At 54.6% G+C, this 20,274-nt stretch carries 12 protein-coding genes; all 12 read right to left on the reverse strand.

Annotated elements, in window-relative coordinates; all coding sequences use genetic code 11:
* Positions 1–374 precede the first annotated feature (374 nt).
* On the reverse strand, positions 375–1,157 hold the full coding sequence (locus P4S53_RS03910; protein WP_337111473.1) for a hypothetical protein: 783 nt from the start codon (positions 1,155–1,157) through the stop codon (positions 375–377).
* Positions 1,158–2,379: 1,222 nt separating this feature from the next.
* Entirely contained in the window at positions 2,380–6,921 is a 4,542-nt protein-coding gene (locus tag P4S53_RS03915; protein ID WP_337111474.1) for an NPCBM/NEW2 domain-containing protein, read from the reverse strand.
* 209 nt (positions 6,922–7,130) lie between these two features.
* A complete protein-coding gene (locus P4S53_RS03920) occupies positions 7,131–8,627 on the reverse strand; it encodes a CoA-acylating methylmalonate-semialdehyde dehydrogenase (protein WP_337111475.1) in 1,497 nt (498 codons plus the stop codon).
* A gap of 2 nt (positions 8,628–8,629) precedes the next feature.
* Positions 8,630–9,790 carry an iron-containing alcohol dehydrogenase gene (locus P4S53_RS03925; RefSeq protein ID WP_337111476.1) on the reverse strand — a complete coding sequence of 387 codons (1,161 nt, stop codon included), beginning with the start codon at positions 9,788–9,790 and terminating at the stop codon, positions 8,630–8,632.
* A gap of 200 nt (positions 9,791–9,990) precedes the next feature.
* Positions 9,991–11,487: an FGGY-family carbohydrate kinase gene (locus tag P4S53_RS03930; protein WP_337111477.1), complete on the reverse strand. Its 1,497-nt coding sequence runs from the start codon at positions 11,485–11,487 to the stop codon at positions 9,991–9,993.
* Between the two features lie 33 nt (positions 11,488–11,520).
* The gene (locus tag P4S53_RS03935) at positions 11,521–12,360 is read right to left on the reverse strand and encodes a class I fructose-bisphosphate aldolase (protein ID WP_337111478.1); all 840 of its coding nucleotides are present in this window, start codon (positions 12,358–12,360) and stop codon (positions 11,521–11,523) included.
* Positions 12,347–14,098, reverse strand: coding sequence for a glycerol-3-phosphate dehydrogenase/oxidase (locus P4S53_RS03940; protein ID WP_337111479.1), 1,752 nt, complete (start codon positions 14,096–14,098; stop codon positions 12,347–12,349). The genes P4S53_RS03935 and P4S53_RS03940 overlap by 14 nt, the downstream gene beginning before the upstream one ends.
* A gap of 41 nt (positions 14,099–14,139) precedes the next feature.
* A complete protein-coding gene (locus tag P4S53_RS03945; protein ID WP_337111480.1) occupies positions 14,140–15,126 on the reverse strand; it encodes an aldo/keto reductase in 987 nt (328 codons plus the stop codon).
* Positions 15,127–15,161: 35 nt separating this feature from the next.
* Positions 15,162–16,121, reverse strand: coding sequence for a sugar-binding transcriptional regulator (locus P4S53_RS03950; protein ID WP_337111481.1), 960 nt, complete (start codon positions 16,119–16,121; stop codon positions 15,162–15,164).
* Between the two features lie 13 nt (positions 16,122–16,134).
* Complete coding sequence (locus P4S53_RS03955; protein WP_337111482.1) at positions 16,135–17,154, reverse strand: ABC transporter permease; 1,020 nt, start codon at positions 17,152–17,154, stop codon at positions 16,135–16,137.
* 17 nt (positions 17,155–17,171) lie between these two features.
* Positions 17,172–18,707: a sugar ABC transporter ATP-binding protein gene (locus P4S53_RS03960; RefSeq protein ID WP_337111483.1), complete on the reverse strand. Its 1,536-nt coding sequence runs from the start codon at positions 18,705–18,707 to the stop codon at positions 17,172–17,174.
* 64 nt (positions 18,708–18,771) lie between these two features.
* The gene (locus tag P4S53_RS03965; protein ID WP_337111484.1) at positions 18,772–19,827 is read right to left on the reverse strand and encodes a substrate-binding domain-containing protein; all 1,056 of its coding nucleotides are present in this window, start codon (positions 19,825–19,827) and stop codon (positions 18,772–18,774) included.
* Positions 19,828–20,274: the final 447 nt, after the last annotated feature.

Genomic DNA, 20,274 nt, shown 5'->3' on the forward strand with positions numbered 1-20,274 from the left:
TATTAAAGCGATAAACACTCAGTATCTGTAGGCAATAGTGCTTCAGCTAGAATCAAGTCTTTTATCTTGAAAAGCGATTGTTCAGCTAGGATGCAATCACTCCCAAGTAACTCACTCTTATATGGGACTAAAACCTTGGGGTAGATATGAGCCAGCCTAGTGTTGACTGACTCACTAATGGACACTTTTTTAGCGAAGCTGCTAATTTAGTAAGACATGAATTAGCTCAGGTATGGCAAAGTCGCTTAATAGCGTGTCCAGTCTTACAGGTACAGCTCAGCCACGCGGCTAACGCCCGCTTAAGGAGTGAGTAAACGTGTGCCATGTTTGAGCGAAACAAGTTCGGCTGCGCGACACGTATCCTTATTTGTTTGTTAGCTGCTGACTTTTTCAAGTTTGATACTGCCATTTTCAAAAACCAGAGAACCGTTTGGTTCTCTCACTGCTGCTGGTAGATTAGCCACCTCAGACTTAAGAAGGAGGCCAGCCGATTCAGCCTGTTTGACTATAGGAATAATCTGATAGTCGACAAAATCGATGATTTGAGCACCAAGTTCACCGCCAAGAGTTGATGCGTTAATCTTTAACTTCTTAATGTCATTTAAATGTTTTGATGAAAGTTCAGATAGTTCAATTACTTCATTTCTTAGCAGCTCCCGCGTACGATCAAATGCATCATAGGCAGCCACCTGAGAAATTGATCCTACTTGCTTTTCTACATCTACTCCTTCTATCTTTCTAGCTTTACTACCATCCGAAGACATGAGGTTTGCGTTGTAATTAATAGTGCTAATCACCGCTTTTAATCCATGCCTCAGCCCATTGACGTCATCAATTAAACCATTGATATTTCTCATATTTTGATAGTGAACAGAAAGGCTTGAAGCATGGATTTTTACATTTTTCATGGATCTATCGATTATATCTGCTGACCCTCTTAGACGAGAGAGCTCAACTTGTAACGCCATGACTTGCTTTGATTCTTTAATTTCAGAGTCGTGCTGAATTAATTGACGACTTTGCTCGTTCAGTTTGTTTTCTACTTCCGTAGAGCTTATGCTACCGAAAAAATCAGGTGCATTATCGCTAGGCTTTGGGGCTGGCTTTTCTTGATGATATCTGTCGATCACTCGCTCTAGACGATCATAGGCATCCACTGCGCTATCTGAAGTGCAAACTTCATAGACCTTTTACAACCTTGGTTACAGCAGAACCAACTGATTTAACTGTTTCCCAAACACTAGAAAACCATCCCATTAAATACCCCTTATTTAAGATTTCCACACATGTTGCACGAGCAGATAACAGTTATTAGACAGACAACTTCTACCAGAACTTGTCCGTATAAAATACCTTGCGTAATCCTTTTGATTCTTCATTCATTCCGACCGAGTTTGACACAACCTAGCTTCATCGAAGTCGGTCATTTGACTAGGCAAATCACAAATACTTTATACCTAATACAGCATAGTAAACTAGGTACATATTTAACCATTACTCAAAGTAGGTCAACTAATGGCAACAGTATCGAGTCAAGATTGTAGAGCTAAGCAGCTTTAGGGCAATAACAAGCTACAAACCCACACAATGCCACTCCCCCAGGGAAAAATTCAGGACGAATTTATAGGTTGTCGGCGCCCGGAGCGCCTACAACCGATCCGGACCACACCAACGAACAAGTCGGCATTTCTGAGCACTCTTTGGGCCAGCAAAGAGTGTCTGGCGCGCATCCGTAAATGGTGAGATTGCCGCTGAACCCAAGCGCGACATACCTTCATGCCTCACGAAAACTTCCAACCACAGCACCCCAGAAATCACAAAAAACCACGCCCCCAGGGAAAAATTCATGGACGAATTTTTAGGTTGTCGGCGCCGGGAGCGCCTACAACCGCCCCGGACCACACCAACGAACAAGAAGGCATTTCTGGGCACTCTTTGGGCCAGCAAAGAGTGTCTGGCGCGCGTCACACAATGGTGAGTGAAGCACCGAACCCAAGCGCGACATACCTTCATGCCTCACGCAAACCGCCAGCCACAGCTACCCAGAAATCATAAAAAACCACGCCCCCAGGGAAAAATTCAGGACGAATTTTTAGGTTGTCGGCGCCGGGAGCGCCTACAACCGCCCCGGACAACACAAACGAACAAGCAGGCATTTCTGGGCACTCTTTGGGCCAGCAAAGAGTGTCTGGCGCGCATTCGCAAATAGTGAGATTGCCACTGAACCCAAGCGCGACATACCTGACAGACTTTAAATAGAACACAGTTTCGGGTTTGCCCGCTTCGCCGGGCATATAAAAAATGCCCGGACAGGCACTGCACTGTCCGGGCAACACGGGAGGTCAATCACCCCACCCTCCCCAAGAGAAATATCCCTCGCTAGTTCGCGTACCTCAACCGCGCATCAGCCCAGTCCGCATGGTCATAGCCATCACCATCCCCCGCGGCACCCACGACCAGTTTCAGCTCAGTAACATTAGACGGGATCGGCAGATTCACGGTCACCGGCCCCTGACTGCCGGTCAGCGTCACGCTCTGATAGGCCAGACTGCCATTGAGCCAGACTTCGAACACCACGCTGCCGTTATTGCCCACTTCATCATCCACACCAATCACCGCCTGGAACTGATCATACTCACCGGCAACCAGGATATAGGTGACGCTGGAATCTGCATGTACACCAAGTCCCTTGCTGTAGACCGCCCCACCAATGGTGATCGGGTTGCCGTCGTTGGCCAGTTCTTCGCCGTTGCTGGTGTCTTTTTCCAGTGGCCCCCAGCCGTTGATTACCGTGCCGGTTTCAGTCATGTCGCTGAGATAGCTGTACTGACTCTGGCCGGAAGACTGCAGCAGTTTGGCATCGCCCCAGCTGGCATGGTCACTGCCGACACCGTTACCGGCACCGGTCACCACCAGTTTCAGCTCATAATTATCCGGGCTCAGATTGATAGAGACATACTGGGCGGTGTCTGAACCGGTCAGCGTGCCGCTCTGATAACTCAGCACACCGTCGACCCAGACTTCAAACACCACGCTGCCGCTGTCACCGACTTCATCATCGACCCCGACGAAGGCGCGGAACTGGGTATAGTCGCCATTGCTGATGTCATACACCACTTCAGATTCGGCATGCACGCCCAGACCTTTCTGATACTGGGTGCCGCCAATGGAGATGGTGCCGCCGTCATCCGAAGCCGCCTCGCCGTTGCTGGCGTCTTTTTCAAACGGCCCCCAGCCATTGCTGGATGACACTTCTGCCAGATCGCTCAGGTACACCACTGTGGCTTCTGCCGGTGGCTCAGGCACCACAATTTCCGGCCCTTCGTATTCAATCTGCTCCAGGTAAGCAACCAGGGCTGCCCGTTCGCTGGCACTGCTGACGCTGTGCTGAGAGCCGGTTTGCAACACATCATTGAGCGTTGCGGCCTGTCCGTTATGGAAATACGGCGGTGTTGACCAGACGCCAATCAGAGTGGGCGTATCAAAACCGACGCCGCCAAGCGAAGTACCGATTCCCTGACCGGATGAGGCCTGAATGGTGCCGACATCATGGCGCTGATTATCGGTATAGAAATCGCCGCTGTGGCAGGTGTCGCAGCCTTTTTGCGTGAACAGCGTCTTCCCGGTTGATGCGGCCGCGGTCAGGCTGCCGTTCTGATTGCGGTACGGACTGCGTGGATACTGATTCAGACTGCTGACGTAAAACGCCAGGTTATCCAGATCAGCACTGTAACCGGCTTTATTGGCGCCCAGCGGATCTGAGGTCAGCGCAAAGATGGCATCATCGAGAAAACCCACGCCCTGAAACGCCAGACGAATATCGTTTTCAAAATCATGAATTTCATCGAAGTTCGCTGTCCAGTGAACCCGGCCATTTCCCATACCGACACGGCCGAGCAGCGAGATGGTATTGCGCAGCCCTTCACCGCGGTCGGTAAAGTCCCAGACCCGGTTATCACTGTCACCGTCGGTATGACAGCCGGCACACGAGATATAGCCATCACGGGTCATCCGGGCATCGCTGGCGTTGTAGAAAATCTGTTTCCCGGCCAGCACGCGCGGATGCATGGTTTCATTCGACACCAGCGAAATATCTGCCAGTTTGGCAATGGCTTCGCCCTGATTTTCAAACGGCGTTAGATCATGCACCGAGATGGTGCGCGACAGGAAGTTATGCACAAATAACAAGTTACCGGCTTTCACCAGTCCCCGCGGGGCTTTACCTGAGTCGGCAATTTCATTGGCCCGCTCACGGGTATAGGCATCCCGAACTTCGATACTGTTTTGCCCTTCCAGCGCAATGTAGACATAATCGCCCAGCTCACTGAACACCAGTGATTTGGGTTGTGCCCTGTCGTCCATATCCATTTGCAGACCGGGCACTTCGGCCAGCGTATTGAGGTTGATCTGCGAGGTAATGGCACGCAGGGTGGTTTCAAAGGTCAGCGCCTGATTCGGATCGCCTTCATTGTATTCACCACGATCCACATTGGCTTTGATCGCCGGGACCCATGCCGACTGACCGTCCGGTGAAATCGTGACCGCATTGAGATAATTCGGGATCCCGCGGCTTCGGTCTTCACCATCCACAGTGGTGGTGTCTTTCTGCAGATTGACTACCGTGTCCACCGACATCGAGCCGATATGCACGGCAACCACTTCAGCATGCGACTGAGGTGAGATAAAGCGTGTCACCAGTGCAGTGGCTGAATCGCTGTCAACGGCGATCCCTCTGGCGCTCTGACCCACGCTGACCGTGCCGGTGATCGTGCGGTTTGACGGATTGATTTTGACCACTTCACCGGTTGCCTGCAAAGTGACCAGCGCGGCACTGCCGTCCGGTGTAAACACCACACCATGCGGCTGGCTGGCGCGCGGCAGATCGATGGTATGCAGGACGCTGCCGGCAGCAGACAGCACTTTGATGTTGTCGCTGTCCTGGTTCGCCACCCAGAGGTTGCCGTCCGGGGCGATCGCCAGTGTGCGGGGTTTCTCGCCAACCTGAGTTTCCCACACTTTGCCAAACGGTGAAGTCTGGCTGATGGCCGACACTGTGCCGTTATCTTCATTGACCGCGTATACCCGGTTGGCATCTTTCACGATTGTGCTGGCGGTCGTCGGCGTGTTCAGCGTCAGCGGGTTGTACACCGTATGCTGCTGGGTTTTGCTGGTGGTCAGTGAGCCTGATTCGCGCACCGTCACAATGGCATTCCAGTGATTTGGCGAGCTGTAGGTGTGGCTGACCGAGCCACTGCCGGAAAATGCGGTGGGCGGTGTGCCGTCACCAAAGTCCCAGGAATATTCCAGATTACCGCCCAGCAAAGGAGAAGCCGAAGCTGAGAAGGAAATGGGCGTACCCAGTGTCACCTGAGCCGTGCTGCCAAGTGAAATATCATGACCCACCACAGAGCCGGTGGAGAAACGGTAGCTGGTGGCTGGCAGCGGGTTACCGGCAAAGTCTTCAATGCCATCCAGCGCGACCACATAAATGCTGTCTGCATCAAGCTGGGTGTCCGGCGTGAAGTTGGCAAAGCCTAAATTCACACTGTAGGTGCCGCTGACCGGCGTACTGCTGCCCAGCTTGGTGACGGTAAAGGTATTACTGTTGACCGACTCCATCAGCAGGCTGTCGGAAAAGACAATGCCGACCCGGGACGAACGGGGTTGCAGGGTTGCGTCGATTGCCGGACTGCTGTGAACAATCGCCGGTGGCGTATTGTCCGGACCGGCCTGGTGCGCAATTAAGCCGCTGCCTGTGCCGTGATCATTGCCGACCCAGACCATATTGCCGAACGGAAACACCTGGCCATGGTCGGTATCGCCGCCGGCAGCATTGAGCGAGCCGCTGCCTGATACCTGTATGTTGTTGATATTGGTGATATCCAGGACCGAAATATCCTCCTGGTTGCCGAGAAACAGCTTATGATCCTGCACGTTACAGTACAGATTCTGGAACCCGGACAGTTGATCGTGCACCAGGGTCATCGGCGTTGTGCTTGTATCATAAATTCTCAGTTTATCCGCCGTCGAGCGGGCGCCAAAGAAGGCATATTGACCGTCCCAGCAGGAGGCATAATATTTCTCCGGCAGGGAGCTGAGGGTTTTTTCCAGCGTCGGGGTCTCCGGATCATCCAGATTCAGAATAGAAAAACCGGCTGTGGTTTCCATACTCGACAGGAACATCTTGTTGCCCACCACAAAGACCGGACCGACGTTGAAGCCGCCCAGTTGCGAGGTCGGAATGGTTTTCACGATCGAAGGATTACTGACGTTGCTGGTGTCGACTATGGTTAAACCCGCATTCCCGCGAGAGACATACAGATAAGGGGCCTGCCAGAACAGTTGCCAGGACACGTTATTGTAGTCACCGAAGTTCACGCCTGAGATGGGCAGTTTGGCGACCTGAATGGGATTATTGACGTCAGACCAATCCCAGATTTCGATCCCTTTCCCGGTCTGGATGGCAATCAGATTCCCTTCGCTCAGACCAAAAGAATGCGGCTCGCGAAACTCGGCGGTACGCAGTCCGTTGCCGGTGCGGTACTGGTTACTGGTGTCGGGCTCATAGACCATCTTGACCAGAGACAGATTGGTCGGGTCGGAGGCGTCCAGCGCAATCCAGCCGCCGGGGCCGCCGCCGCTGTCCGGGGCGAAAATACCGACCATATACCCGTTGAGCATGGTCATGACATTCACGCCATAGTGTTTACTGCCGGGGTAATCCGGCGGCAGAAATCCGGTGGTGTCGTCCACCAGCGGGTAAGACACGTGGGTGTAAGCTTCGCCTGAACTGTAGTTGAGGTTGCCCAGCCCGGGGCCCTGTACCGCCATCACTGACGCACTGAGTCCGAGCGAGGCAAGCATGCCCAGCACAGGTCGTATGCCGGGGTAGCGGTTCATTCGCTTCCGTATTGCAGCCATGAATGATCTCCATGATTGATTGTATCACTAGCGCAGAATTGAACTGCCTGGGGCCTGTACCAAGACCGCCCCTCAACCTCGGATAGTGAGTAGGGTTGATTGATCGTGATTACTGCAAAACTTCGCCAACTGAGCCGCGGCTGAAAGCCGCTTATTTTTGAGGCGGCTTCCTGCATTGGGAAGCCGCTCTTTTTAGGTCTGATTCGGTGTTATTTCATGGTCGGCATGACAAAGTCAGCCTGTTGCTGCTGGTTTTTCGGCCAGCGGGTGGTGATGGTTTTCATGCGGGTAAAGAAACGCACCCCATCACTGCCGTGCATGTGCAGCGGCCCGAACAGGGACCGTTTCCAGCCACCAAAGGAATGGAAGGCCATGGGCACAGGAATCGGCACGTTGACCCCCACCATCCCCACTTCCACCTGGTCGCTGAAGCGGCGTGCGGCCTCACCGTCGGCAGTGAAAATCGCCGTACCGTTCCCGAACTCGTGTTCATTGATCAGCGTCAGCGCTTCATCCATCGACTGGGCGCGCAGCAGCGACAAGACAGGCCCGAAGATTTCTTCGCGATAAATGGTCATCTCAGGGGTGACATGGTCAAACAAAGTGCCGCCGACGTAATAGCCGTTTTCAAAGCCGGGCACCTGATAATCGCGGCCATCCACCAGCAGTGTGGCCCCTTCGGCTTCACCGGCGTCGATATAGCTGCTGACACGCTTCATGTGATCGTCTGTGATCAGCGGGCCCATTTCGTTCTCAACCGACTGGCCATAGCCCGGCCCGACCCGTAACTCACGAATCCGGGCGGTGAGTTTTTCTGCCAGCTTATCGGCCACTTCGTCACCAATGGCGACCGCGACGGAGATCGCCATGCAGCGTTCTCCGGCCGCACCAAAGGCTGCGCCCATCAGGGCATTGACCGCCTGATCCAAATCCGCATCCGGCATCACCACCAGATGGTTTTTCGCGCCACCCAGTGCCTGCACCCGCTTACCGTGTGCCGATCCCTGCGAATAGATGTATTCCGCAATCGGCGTCGAGCCGACAAAGCTGACCGCTTTGACTCTGGGATCGCTCAGCAATACATCCACCGATGCCTTATCGCCCTGCACAACATTAAACACCCCTGGCGGCAAACCGGCCTGGGTCAGCAATTCTGCCAGTCTCAGCGCTGCCGACGGGTTTTTCTCTGACGGTTTCAGGACGAAGGTATTGCCGGTAGCCAGGGCGATCGGGAACATCCACATCGGCACCATGACCGGGAAATTAAACGGAGTGATCCCCGCGCACACGCCCAACGGCATCAGCATGGAATGCGAGTCCACATCTGTGCCGACATTGCGGCTGTGCTCGCCTTTTTGCAGGTGCGGAATCCCGCAGGCAAATTCCACCACTTCCAGTCCGCGGGTGAGTTCGCCTAACGCATCACTGTGGACTTTACCGTGCTCGCGGCTGATCAGCGTCGCCAGCTCGTCCATGTTCTGCTCCAGCAAGGCTTTGAAGCGAAACAAAATCCGGGAGCGATTGAGCGGTGTCATTTGCGCCCAGGCCGGCCAGGCCGCTTGCGCGCAGGCGATCGCCTGCTCAGTATCCGCCACGCTGGACAGGCCAACCTGATCGATCACTTTACCGGTAGCCGGATCCGTCACCGGCAGATCACGACCCGAGGTCACCGGCACGCATTCACTGTTGATGTAATTTCCAATCATCATTAACTCCATACTTTTTTATACAGTTCAATCACTTCATTCTTGCTCGGCACGCGCGGATTATTATTCGGTGAACCCGATGCCAGCGCCTGCTCTGCCATGATGTCCAGCAGCTCGTGATACTGGTGCCGGTCAATCCCGAAATCCGACATCGCCGGCACCTGCAGATCGACGTTGAGCTGGGTCAGCTCAGACATCAGCCGCTGCACGGCTTCTTCATCACTGACGATGTCATCCGCCAACCCCATCGCGCGGGCACAGTCGGCATACCGTGCCAGACTGGCCGGAATGGAAAACTCGGTAATCGCGGGCAATAACATGGCATTGCTCATGCCATGCGGGACATGGAAATGGGCGCCAATCGGACGGCTCATGCCATGCACCAGCGCGACAGACGCGTTGGAGAAGGCGATACCGGCCAGCGTGGCCCCCAGCATCAGCTTCTCTTTCGCATCATGATTGCCCGGGGTATTCACCGCTTCACGAAGATTCGGGGCAATCAGACGCATGGCGGACAGCGCCTGCTGATCGGAAAACACACCGGCTTTGGCGCTGACATAAGCTTCAATGGCGTGTGTCAGGGCATCAATCCCGGTATCGGCAGCGATACGGGCCGGGACTGACAGGGTCAGCTCAAAATCGATGATCGCCGCCTGGGGGATCAGTCCCGGCCCCATGCACAGCATTTTTTCGTCTGTGTCCTGATCGGTAATGATGGTGACCCGGGTCACCTCTGATCCGGTGCCAGCCGTGGTCGGAATCGCGATCACCGGCAAGATAGCTTCTGTCACCACATGAGGCACTTTATAGTCACGCATCTGACCGCCATGCTGTGCCAGCAGACCGATGGCTTTCGCGCTGTCGATGGCGCTGCCGCCACCCAGTGCAATCAGACAATCAAACTGGCCGGTCACCACCTGATCCACCGCAGGCAGAATCGAGGCCTCAGTCGGCTCCGGCTCGGTGTCCAGAAAGACACCGCACTCCAACCCGACCGCCGCCAGCGCGATTTCAACCCGGCGGACATAACCCAGCTCAGACATCACCCGGTCGCTGATGATCAATGGCTGACGGCAGGACAGCAATGTCAGCATGTCTGCCACTTTATCCAGCGCGCCGGCACCGATTTCCATCAGGCCGGGCATTACAATTCGTTGTGTCATCCCTTTCGTCCTTTCACCTTTTTATCTTCTACTTAATATAGAGCACTAATAGATAAAAATGAGACAAAAAATATCAAAATAAATCAATTTTGAGAGACTGAGCAAAACATGCGCACCGCAGGATCGGCAAAGCCGTTCCGGTAGCACAGCCACCGAAACAGCGAAGATAAGTCGTTGATATAAAATATTTTATCTGAGCGTCATGACATCAGCCCTTTCAAGGCGTTCGACACCGCCAGGTAACGCTGGTAGCGCTGATGCAGCATGGCTTGCTGCTGAGGCCGGGGAATAAGAGGCGTATTGAGCTTGGCCATGGCGGCGACCGCCTGCTGCAGGGTCGCAAAACAGCCAGCGCCTGTGGCAGCCGCCATCGCCGCCCCTCTGGCACCGGCTTCGCTGCAGTCGGAGGTCTGAATCGCCACATCCAGCACATCGGCAAACAGCTGACTCCAGACCGGACTTTTGGCGGCCCCACCGCTGAGAACGGCAGAGTCGATCTGCTGACCCGCCAGCCTGAGCTGGCCGACATGTTCTAAGTGACCAAACACAATGCCTTCATAGACGGCGTAGAGTAAGTCCGATTTTTGATGCCATCCGGCCAGCCCGAAAAAATTCCCCTGCACCGGCTGATTGTCACAGCCGCCGTAGAGATACGGGTGAAACAGCGGCAGATCGTCCCTGATCACCGTCTCGGCGACCAGCGTATTGAGTTGCTGAAACAGATCAGTACCGCTGTTTTTGGCCTGCTGTTTTTCTTCTTTAAAAAATTCACAGATGAACCATTCAAGGTTCGAGGCTGAGGTTGCACTCGACTCCACCGCCAGATACCGCTGGCCGGGAAAATGGCAGGCCATAAAGACATCCCTGCCCGGTAAAGTATCCGTCACCACCTGATTAATGCTCCAGGAACCGGCAATCACAGAAGCCGCCTGGCTTTGCCAGACTCCTGAGCCGATGGCGCAGGCCACGATATCAAAACAGCCACTGACCACAGGCGTGCCTTCGTTCAGTCCGGTTAACGCCGCCGCTTCCCGGCTGACCCGGCCCATGACATCCTGACATTCCTTCACATCAGGGATCGCCTGCTGCATCTCGGGAATCGCAAATGCATTAAGCAAAGCCGCCGACGCTGCTCCGGCTGAAAAATCGTATAACCCCGACGCACTGAGATCGCCGTACTCGGTCGATACCTCGCCGGTCAGGCAAAAATTCAGGTAGTCCTTACAAAACAGCACGCTGCCGATGCGCTGATAGGTCTCCGGGTGAAACTGTTTGAGCCAGCAAAGCAGGGTGGCCGACTGAGCCGGCCAGGCCCCCTGACGGTTCAGCTCCTGGATTAAATCATAGTCGGGCTGATTTTTTATCGTCTGCACCAGATCATTGGCGCGGCAATCGAGCGATTTGATCGCCAGCAAAGGCATCGCCTCGTGATCCAGCAGGTACAGCCCGTTGCCGTGACCGCTGCACCCGACCGCCGCCACCTGTTCGGGCTTCACAGCCCATTTATCCAGTAAGCGGCGAATCAGGGTCGCGCACTGCGTCCAGAGCGCTGCCATATCGCACTGAGCAAAACCCGGTGCAGGAAAATGCGTCGCCACTTTATCGCCCAGCGCACCAATTTCGCGGCCCTGCAAATCAAACAGCGCCACTTTGATTCCCGTATTTCCGCAGTCTATACCCAGTACGTATGGTGTCATTGCTTGCTTCCTTTTCTTGCTGACCGTGAAAAATTACTGCTGATAAATCGCCAGGGCATCCGACACGCTGGCGTTGTTGTGGATCATCGCCATGAAGGCCTGCACGATGCGGCTCGGGTTCGGGTGCTGGTAAATATTCCGGCCATACACCATACCCAATGCGCCCTGATCCAGCAGCTGACGCGCCTTGCTGAAGACCACTTCGACATCTTCTTTGCCGCCGCCACGCACCAGCACAGGACAACGCGCCGCTTCGACCACACGATGGAATTCCGCCGCATCCGTCGTTGGATCGGCTTTGATGATGTCTGCGCCCATTTCGCGGGCCAGGCGTACCAGGGTCACGATTTTTTCCGCATCCCCGTCGACCGCATAGGCTTTCCCGGAACTGGCCGGCTGCATCACCAGTGGTTCGATCATCAGCGGCATACCGTATTTGTCGCAGTCGTTTTTCACCTTGCTGATATTGACCACACACTGGCGGAACAGATCCGGCTCATCGGGCAGCATAAACAGGTTGACCACTACGCAAGCCGCGTCCATTTGCAGTGCCTGCAGTACCGGCTCCTGATCGTTTTGCATCACAGCCCACATATGGCGGTGGCGAATGGTGTTATACGGGTTGCCCATATCCAGACGCATCACCAGCGCCGGTTTGTCTTTGCCATCCACGTTTTGCAGCAGGTCGCTCTGACCATAGTTCATCTGAATCGCATCGGGTCTGGCTTCCACCAGCTGACTGACCACCGAGTCCATGTTTTCCAGACCATCGAGAAAAGACGGCTCGTTACACACCCCGTGATCCAGTGCCACGTCCAGACAGCGACCGTTGTTAAACAGCCGGTTCATCCTTACTTTCTTACTGATATACATAGTTTCCTCCTGAAAAAGATGTGGTCCAGATGTGCTCAACCTGTTCAGCACTGACATCCAGACCATGATATCGCTGCAACTGACGACAACTTTCTGTCAGATCCTGTTTCGTTTGCTGTTCGTTCCAGCCCAGCGTCGTGGCCACCAGTTCAGTGACTTCGGCCAGGACCTGATTGTCTATCCGGCCTTCAATCGCCACTGAGGTGCGGCGCTGCAGCAGATCCAGCGTGCGGCACACCGCCTCGTGTTCGGTCAGATACACCAGTTCGCGCCGTGAATAATCCGGCAGGCTGGACAGCATCGTATCTTCACCGCCAGTCAGATAGGCCATCACCGCCAGGCACTGAGTGCCGTACCGTTGCAGCAGCACTTCTGCTCTGGCGTCGCTCAGGCCGTATTTGACCTGGGCCGCTTTGGTCAAGGCTTTGCGTTCAATATCGGTTTGCGGGAAATCCCTGCCACCGCCGATCGGCCGCTCGGCTGTCGAGATCTGCCGGGGGTGCGCCATATCCGATAAGATCTGATCGGCCACTTCTTCCCCGAAGGCGCGAAATGTCGTCCACTTACCGCCGATCAGAGAATACAGGCGCACCTGACCATCTTGCGTGCTGTCCACCCGCAATGCATGACTGCGCGGGATCTGCCCTGTGGTCGAGGTTTTCACCGACGGCAGCGGACGCACACCACTGAACTGATAGACGATGTCTTGCCGCTGTATCACCAGGGCAGGGAACACGGCTTTGAGTGAATCGAGCATGTAGTCAATTTCTTCATCGGTACAGGTCACGGCATCCAGATCCGCCACCGGGATGTCTGTCGAGCCGATCAGCACATTGCCGTAGTAAGGAAACAGAATGCACACCCGCCCTTCCGGGTTCTCGTAAAACACCATGTGTCCGTCCAGCTCGGCCAGTAACTCAGGATGGCGGACAATAATGTGCGAGCCTTTGGTCCCCTGCAGATAGCCCGAGGCCAGTCCCAGCCGATCATTGGTCTGATCCACCCAGGCACCGGTGGCGTTCACCAGTTTGTCCGCGCTGATCGTGCTGGTTTCCCCGGTCAGGGTGTCGCGCAGGGTAAAGCGCTGACCATCCCGTGCCAGCAGCTCGGTATAGTTACAGGCCTGGCTGTCGCTTTGCTCCCCCGTGTCACTCAGCACCTCCAGCGCCAGACGCTCAGGTGCACTGATCCAGGCATCGTAGTAATCGGCGCTGCAGGCCACAGCGGGATCGAACTGGGGCCAGCGTGCTGCCGTTTCCGACTGCGAAAAGAAACGGTGCCTGGGCAGACGCTGATCACGCCGGGTAAAGAAGTCGTAAAACCACAGCCCCAGTTTAACGACCAGCGCCCCACGGCGACTGGGTTTATCCATCAGTCCGGTGAAGTTAAACAATGCGTAAAACAGCCCGGACCAGCGAGAAAAAATCGGAATCGTGGTGACCAGCGGCTGCACATAATGCGGCGCATTGACCAGCAGACGGTTCCGCTCAGCCAGCGATTCTCTGACCAGGGCAAACTCGCCGTTTTCCAGATACCGCAGGCCACCGTGAATCATCCGTGACAGCGCGGCGCTGGCTTTGCTGCAGAAATCGTCTTTCTCCACCAGCAAGACTTTCACCCCCTGCAAGGACAACTCGCGGTACACACTGATCCCGTTGATGCCGCCACCGACGATGACCACATCGAAATGCGCATCCTGGGGTAATCGCTCCCGCCTTTGTTTTCCATCACCTGCCATACTGCTCCCCTTCTCGATTCTTATTGGGTGTGGGAATCACATCAGTCCGTCTGTAGCTGGCTGAGCGACTGAGCCACCAGCGTACTGATGGTATCCACATCGGCAGCGGCCAGATTCACCTCTCCGGCCCGCGCATTCTCAGCCGCCTGGGTTGGATTACGTGCGCCGCACAAGGCATAGGTAATGCCCGGCTGCGACAAGGTCCAGGCAATCACCAGCTGTGCGACCGAAATGCCATAGTCTTTGGCCAGCGGCGCGACCGACGCGCAAAATTGCTGCACTTTCTGGCGGTTGGGCTGAGAGAACAAAGGATTCGACAACCGCTGATCGTCGCCGTCGAACGTGCGCTCGGCAGAGATTTTTCCGCTCAGCAGCCCCAGCGCTAACGAGGAGTAGCTCAGGCAGGACACCCCGGTCGCGCGGGTATGCGGCAACAGGCTCTGCTCAAGATCACGCTCAATCATGTTGTACTTTTCCTGCACCGCATCCACGGTGCCGAAGCGCTGATACTGCTTCAGCTCGTCCAGGCTGATATTGCTGACGCCAATCGCGCGGATCTTGCCCTGCTGTTTCAGATCCATCAGGGTATGCATGGTTTCTTCAATCGGTGTGGTCGGGTCCTGCCAGTGGGTGATATAGAGGTCGATATAATCCGTGCCCAGACGACGCAGACTTTGTTCCAGTTCGTACTGAATGGCATCGCGGCCAAGATAACGGTGCACCGGCTTGCCTTCTTCATCAAAGAAATGGTTGCCTTTCTGCGTGTGCCAGACCAGGCCGCATTTGGTGGCCAGCACCACTTTATCGCGCTGGCCCTTGATGGCTTTGCCGACCAGCGCTTCCGAGCGGCCCAGGCCATACGCCGGGGCCGTGTCTATCAGCGAGACACCGCAAGTGATCGATTCCTGAATCGCGGCGACAGCATCCTTTTCATTGGTGCCGCCCCACATCCAGCCCCCCATGGCCCAGGTGCCCAGGCCAATGACGGAGGCATCAATCTCTGAAAAACCTAACTGTCTTTTGTTCATGATCATCCCTCTCAAGTGAATTCATCTGCTGTATTTCAATAGATATCGAGTACGCCTTGCGCGGTCGATTCATCTGTGATCAAGGTGTTGAGAAAGCCGCCGCGCAGCGCGGCAGCAATCGGCATGACTTTTTCAGCCCCGGCCGCGACACCGATACTGACCGGGATCTGGCGCATTTCCGCCAGCGACAGGCCCACCAGCTTGTCGTTCAGCGCCGGAATACAGGCCGAGCCGGACTGGTCGTACAGATGGGCAAAGACTTCCCCTTTGCACTGACTTTCTGCCACCAGGGCTTTTTCGCCGTTGATCCAGTGACGCAGGTCGAAATAGCTTTCATCGCCTTTCGCCACGGCACCGATACCCGCCAGCGCGATATCGGCATGCCGGGCCATTTCCAGCACTTCTTTGGTGGCCCGCATGTTGATCAGCATGTCGCGATCCGATTGCGTATCGGCAAACAAAGGCGCATGAAGCTGCATTGAACGTCCCCCCAGTTTTTCTGCCAGCGCCGAGGCCAGATAATTCACATCGGTAAAATGCCTGCCCTGCACCCCGCCGGTGGCCGGCACCACAGTCACATTCATGCCTTTCACCGGCTTCATCACATCGACAATGGTGGCCAGCGCCTTGCCGCCACTGATGCAGATGACATCATTCTTACGCAGGGTGTCCTGTAAAAATTCCGCCGCTGCTTCAGCAATCTGCGTAAACCCAACGACCGGATCATCGGCATAGGAAGGACAAAGCACCGCTTTCGGCAAACCCGTCCGTGCCATCAGCTCTTTTTCCAGCGCCATCACCCCCATGTGCGGAATATTGAGGATGATTTCGACCAGCCCCTCTTCCCGCGCCTGGCGAATAATGCGGTTCACCTTGGCCGGTGACAGATCCAGGCTTTTCGAGATCTCCGCCTGGCTGCGATTCTCTTTGTAATGAGAGAACAGCACCTTGCTCACCAGACGGGAGACATCCAGGCTTTTCGTTGTGGTTTGCATAAGTTCAGCCCTCTCAGGATTTGGCTTTCGACTTCTGGTGCAAATGGTGATCCGCCGCCACTGCCGCCAGCAGAATCAGTCCTTTAATGAACTCCTGCCAGTACACAGACACATTGAGCAAAATCAGTGAACTGGACACCACACTCAGCAGCGCGATTCCCAGTATCGCCCCGAAGATGGTGCCTTCGCCGCCTTTAAGGCTGGCACCGCCGATCACCGCCGCAGCGATAATGTTCAGCTCCAGCCCGACCCCGAAGTTCGGTGTTGCCGCACCGAATTTCGACATGTAGATGATCCCGGCCAGACCGCAGAGCGCGGAGGACAGCACAGTGACGTACAGCTTCACCTTGTTGGTGTTGACGCCCGAGTACTGCGCGGCTTTCTCGTTACTGCCGGTGTAGAAAATCTTGCGGAAGGCTTTGGCATTTCGCAGCAGGAAGTCACTGATGATGATCACCACAAAGAAAATGATGATCGAGAACGGCACACCGAACAGGGTTCCCTGACCGACAAACTTAAATTCAGGCGGCAGAGTAAACAGCGAAATGGGCGTACCCTGGGTGATGATCATGCTGGCACCGCGCGCCAGGCCCATAAAGGCCAGGGTAACAATGAAGTGATGCAGCCCCAGCCGCGTGACACACAGCCCCATCAGCCAGCCGATAAAACCACTGAAGCCAATGGAGGCCAGGCTAGCCAGCCAGGGGTTCATGCCCAGCATGAAGAGCTTAGCGGCAAACACCATGGCCAGACACATCACTGCGCCGACCGACAGGTCAATCCCGCCGACAATCAGCAACAGGGTCATGCCCACCACCACAATGCCTTCGGTGGAAAACGACAGCAGCATGGCTTTCATATTGGCCCAGGTCAGAAAATACGGTGAGGCAAAGCTCATGCCGATAAACATCGCCACGATGATGAGGATCAGCGTGAATTCCCGCATCTGGCTGACGCGCACCAGCGCATCACGGAAGGAACGTTTTTTACCGGTCACCGAAGTGCTGGGTGTAGATACATGTTCAATAGTCATTATGATGTTCTCCTGCATTACGCCTGTACGGCTGCCTGCGTCAGCTCTGCGGAACCGGATGCAAGGTGCATGATGTTCTGCTCAGTAATGTGATCCCCGGTCAGCAGCCCCATTTGACGCGACTCGCGCATCACCATGACTCTGTCACTCAGGCCGATGACTTCCGGTAATTCTGAAGAGATGACAATGATGCCGACGCCTGTGTTGGCCAGATCGCGGATCAGTTTGTGAATCTCAGATTTTGCCCCCACGTCGATGCCCCGGGTCGGTTCATCGAGAATGATGAGCTTCGGGTTCACCGACAGAATTTTGGCCAGGGCGACTTTCTGCTGGTTGCCCCCGCTGAGCGACGACACCTTATGATGCAGGCTGCCGCTTTTCAGGTTCAGTCGGTCGGTCAGGGTCCGGGTTTGCTCAAATTCTTTATCTTTGCTGATCAAACCGTGCTCAGACACCAGCTCCAGCTTGAGCGCAGAGACATTGACGGCAATGGATAAATCCAGAAACAACCCTTCTTCTTTACGGTCTTCCGAGAGATAGACAATGCCTTTATCTATCGCATCGCGATAACTGTTGATGGTGATCGGCTGGCCGTTGAATCTCAGGTTGCCGCGCTGCTTGGGGTGCAGGCCACACAGGCCCTTGACCATTTCAGAACGCCCGGCACCAATCAGACCGGCGACGCCAAAGATTTCGCCCTGATACACCTTAAAATCAATGTCGTTGAATCGGCGGCCGTCTGACAGGCCTTCAACGTCGAGGATCACCGGATGATTCTCGACCTGATCCGGGCATTTCGGCGGATACAGGTTGGCAATTTCACGCCCGACCAGGCTCTGAACAATCGCCTGCGGCGTGGTGTCCTCTATCCGTTTGGTATGGATGTAATGACCGTCTCGGAACACGCTGACCCGGTCGCACTGCTCAAAAATCTCCGCCATCCGGTGGCTGATGTAAATAATGCTGATCCCTTGCGCCTTCAGCGTTCGCATAATGGCAAACAGGATCTCGGTTTCCTGATCGGTCAGCGCCGCCGTCGGCTCATCCAGGATCAGAATTTTGCAGTCCAGCACCAGGGCTTTGGCAATCTCCACCAGTTGCTGATTAGAAATCGTCAGATCAGACACTTTCTGCCGTGGGTCGATATCGGCCAGCTGACTGACGACCTCATACGCTTCGCGATATAAGGTTTTGTAATCCACCAGCCAGCCATCCGAGCTGTTGATTTTCGCCATCATGATGTTTTCAGCCACTGACACATCAGAGCAGAGTGCGATTTCCTGATGGACAAATCCGATGCCCAGCTTCTGTGCTTCTAACGGACTGCTGACCACCACTTTTTCGCCATTGATAAACATTTCCCCGCTGTCCGGCTGGTGTATGCCATCGATGATTTTCATCAGCGTCGACTTGCCGGCACCGTTTTCACCGGCAATGGCATGCACTTCACCGGGCAGTAAATCGAAGCGGATATGATTCAGCGCGGTTGTCGAACCAAAGGTTTTGGTCACATTTCGGATCTCAAGCACAGGTGTTGTATTGGACGTTTCCACCGTCTCTCCTCCATGAGTATGCTGAGGGAAGAGGCCCGGACACCGGGCCTCTGCAGGGTTGGACTTACTCGTTAATCCCTTTTGTGCCGCGTTTCGACAGGTACTTATCCCAGTAGAAATCATCAGCATTGGCTTTAGTGACGATGGAGAAACCGTTATCGACAAACGGCACACTCATTGGGTTATACCCGGCGCGATCATGGTCGTTCATCGGATCGATCAGGCCCGGGTGCGCCGCCATATACAGCAGCATCATGCCCATATAGCCCTGCATCCCCTGATTCGGGTTCACCGCACCGAAGATTTCACCCTGCTTGATCATGTCGAGGATCTTGGCGTTCACGTCGGCATTGAACACGCGGATTTTACCGCCCAGTTCTTTGGCTGCCTGCGCTGCGCCCATGGCAGAGGTTGCTTCAGGCATAAAGACAGCGCCCAGGTTCGGGTGCGCCTGTGCCATGGTCATCAGAGAGTTATAGGCTTTGGTGGCATCGGTATTACTGGCCGCGCGGGACACCAGCTTCATGTCAGGCCACTTCGACTTCATGCGCGCAATAAAGGCGCTCACGCGTCTGTCGTGGTTATCCTGGCCCGGGTTCTCCAGCACGGCGTACTCACCTTTACCGCCCATGTCTTCCGCCACGGCATCGGCGGCGAACTTACCTTCCTGATAGTTATCCGAGGTAATAAAGGACACCCGCTTACTGTTCGGTGAATCCGCTGCAAAGGTCACCACAGGAATCCCCATTTCTGCCGCCCGGTTAATCGGTTCAATAAAGGGATCCGGGTTCATGGGGTGCAGCAAGATACCGGCCGGTTTCTTGGCCAGAATCTGCTCAAATGACGCAAGCTGTTTATTCACATCATATTCCGGCGTGCCGGTATAGACAGTTTTACAACCCATTGAGCGTGCGGCTTCCTTCATCATTTCATAGACAGGGAACCAGTACTCCACACCGGATACCATCACGTTCATGTAATAGGTTTCACCCGGCTTACACTTAAACGGCGTTGGCGCTTTGGTTTCAGCCATGGCTGGTGAGGTAGCGGACAGAATGGACAGTGCCACAGTGGCGGTAGCCATCTGAAGCGTTTTCTTCATGACACGTAACTTGCTCATCCCACTCTCCTTTGTTTGGGGGATTACGAACTTTCAACCTACTGCCACCAGCTTGTGATACCGCGACCAAGCTTCAGATTGAGAAATAAACCAGTGAATGAAATATTTTTGCTCTCAGTGAAAGATGTTTACGAGATGTTAAAGATATTTCATTTGAGTTAAATTTATGCACAAATTTCGACCACGTCAAATCAAATTGATATCTAAAGTCTCATTTTGATATAAAAACATCGATTCATGTCCAGTTCTTCTACGGCAAAAGAGATTCGGGATAACGAGCATTGAATCGCTAACACCCTGATAACCTGTCACTTTATTAACAAGGATCACAATAAAATCAGTCCAATCTGTGCTGAATCAGGGCAAAAAAGGGAGAGTGGTAAAGCGTGAAGCGCCTCACCTTTTATTTTCATCACATCGATACCCACGCAAATTTGATGTCACAAA

Source organism: Photobacterium sp. Hal280, assembly GCF_037162255.1.
Taxonomy (GTDB): domain Bacteria; phylum Pseudomonadota; class Gammaproteobacteria; order Enterobacterales; family Vibrionaceae; genus Photobacterium.

What these genes read in the sequence shown, in the direction of transcription:
- P4S53_RS03920 (WP_337111475.1), bottom strand. Translation starts at nt 8,627, where the DNA reads ATGATTGGAAATTACATCAACAGTGAATGCGTGCCGGTGACCTCGGGT.
- P4S53_RS03945 (WP_337111480.1), bottom strand. Translation starts at nt 15,126, where the DNA reads ATGAACAAAAGACAGTTAGGTTTTTCAGAGATTGATGCCTCCGTCATT.
- P4S53_RS03955 (WP_337111482.1), bottom strand. Translation starts at nt 17,154, where the DNA reads ATGACTATTGAACATGTATCTACACCCAGCACTTCGGTGACCGGTAAA.
- P4S53_RS03935 (WP_337111478.1), bottom strand. Translation starts at nt 12,360, where the DNA reads ATGTATATCAGTAAGAAAGTAAGGATGAACCGGCTGTTTAACAACGGT.
- P4S53_RS03915 (WP_337111474.1), bottom strand. Translation starts at nt 6,921, where the DNA reads ATGGCTGCAATACGGAAGCGAATGAACCGCTACCCCGGCATACGACCT.
- P4S53_RS03925 (WP_337111476.1), bottom strand. Translation starts at nt 9,790, where the DNA reads ATGACACAACGAATTGTAATGCCCGGCCTGATGGAAATCGGTGCCGGC.
- P4S53_RS03965 (WP_337111484.1), bottom strand. Translation starts at nt 19,827, where the DNA reads ATGAGCAAGTTACGTGTCATGAAGAAAACGCTTCAGATGGCTACCGCC.
- P4S53_RS03930 (WP_337111477.1), bottom strand. Translation starts at nt 11,487, where the DNA reads ATGACACCATACGTACTGGGTATAGACTGCGGAAATACGGGAATCAAA.
- P4S53_RS03950 (WP_337111481.1), bottom strand. Translation starts at nt 16,121, where the DNA reads ATGCAAACCACAACGAAAAGCCTGGATGTCTCCCGTCTGGTGAGCAAG.
- P4S53_RS03940 (WP_337111479.1), bottom strand. Translation starts at nt 14,098, where the DNA reads ATGGCAGGTGATGGAAAACAAAGGCGGGAGCGATTACCCCAGGATGCG.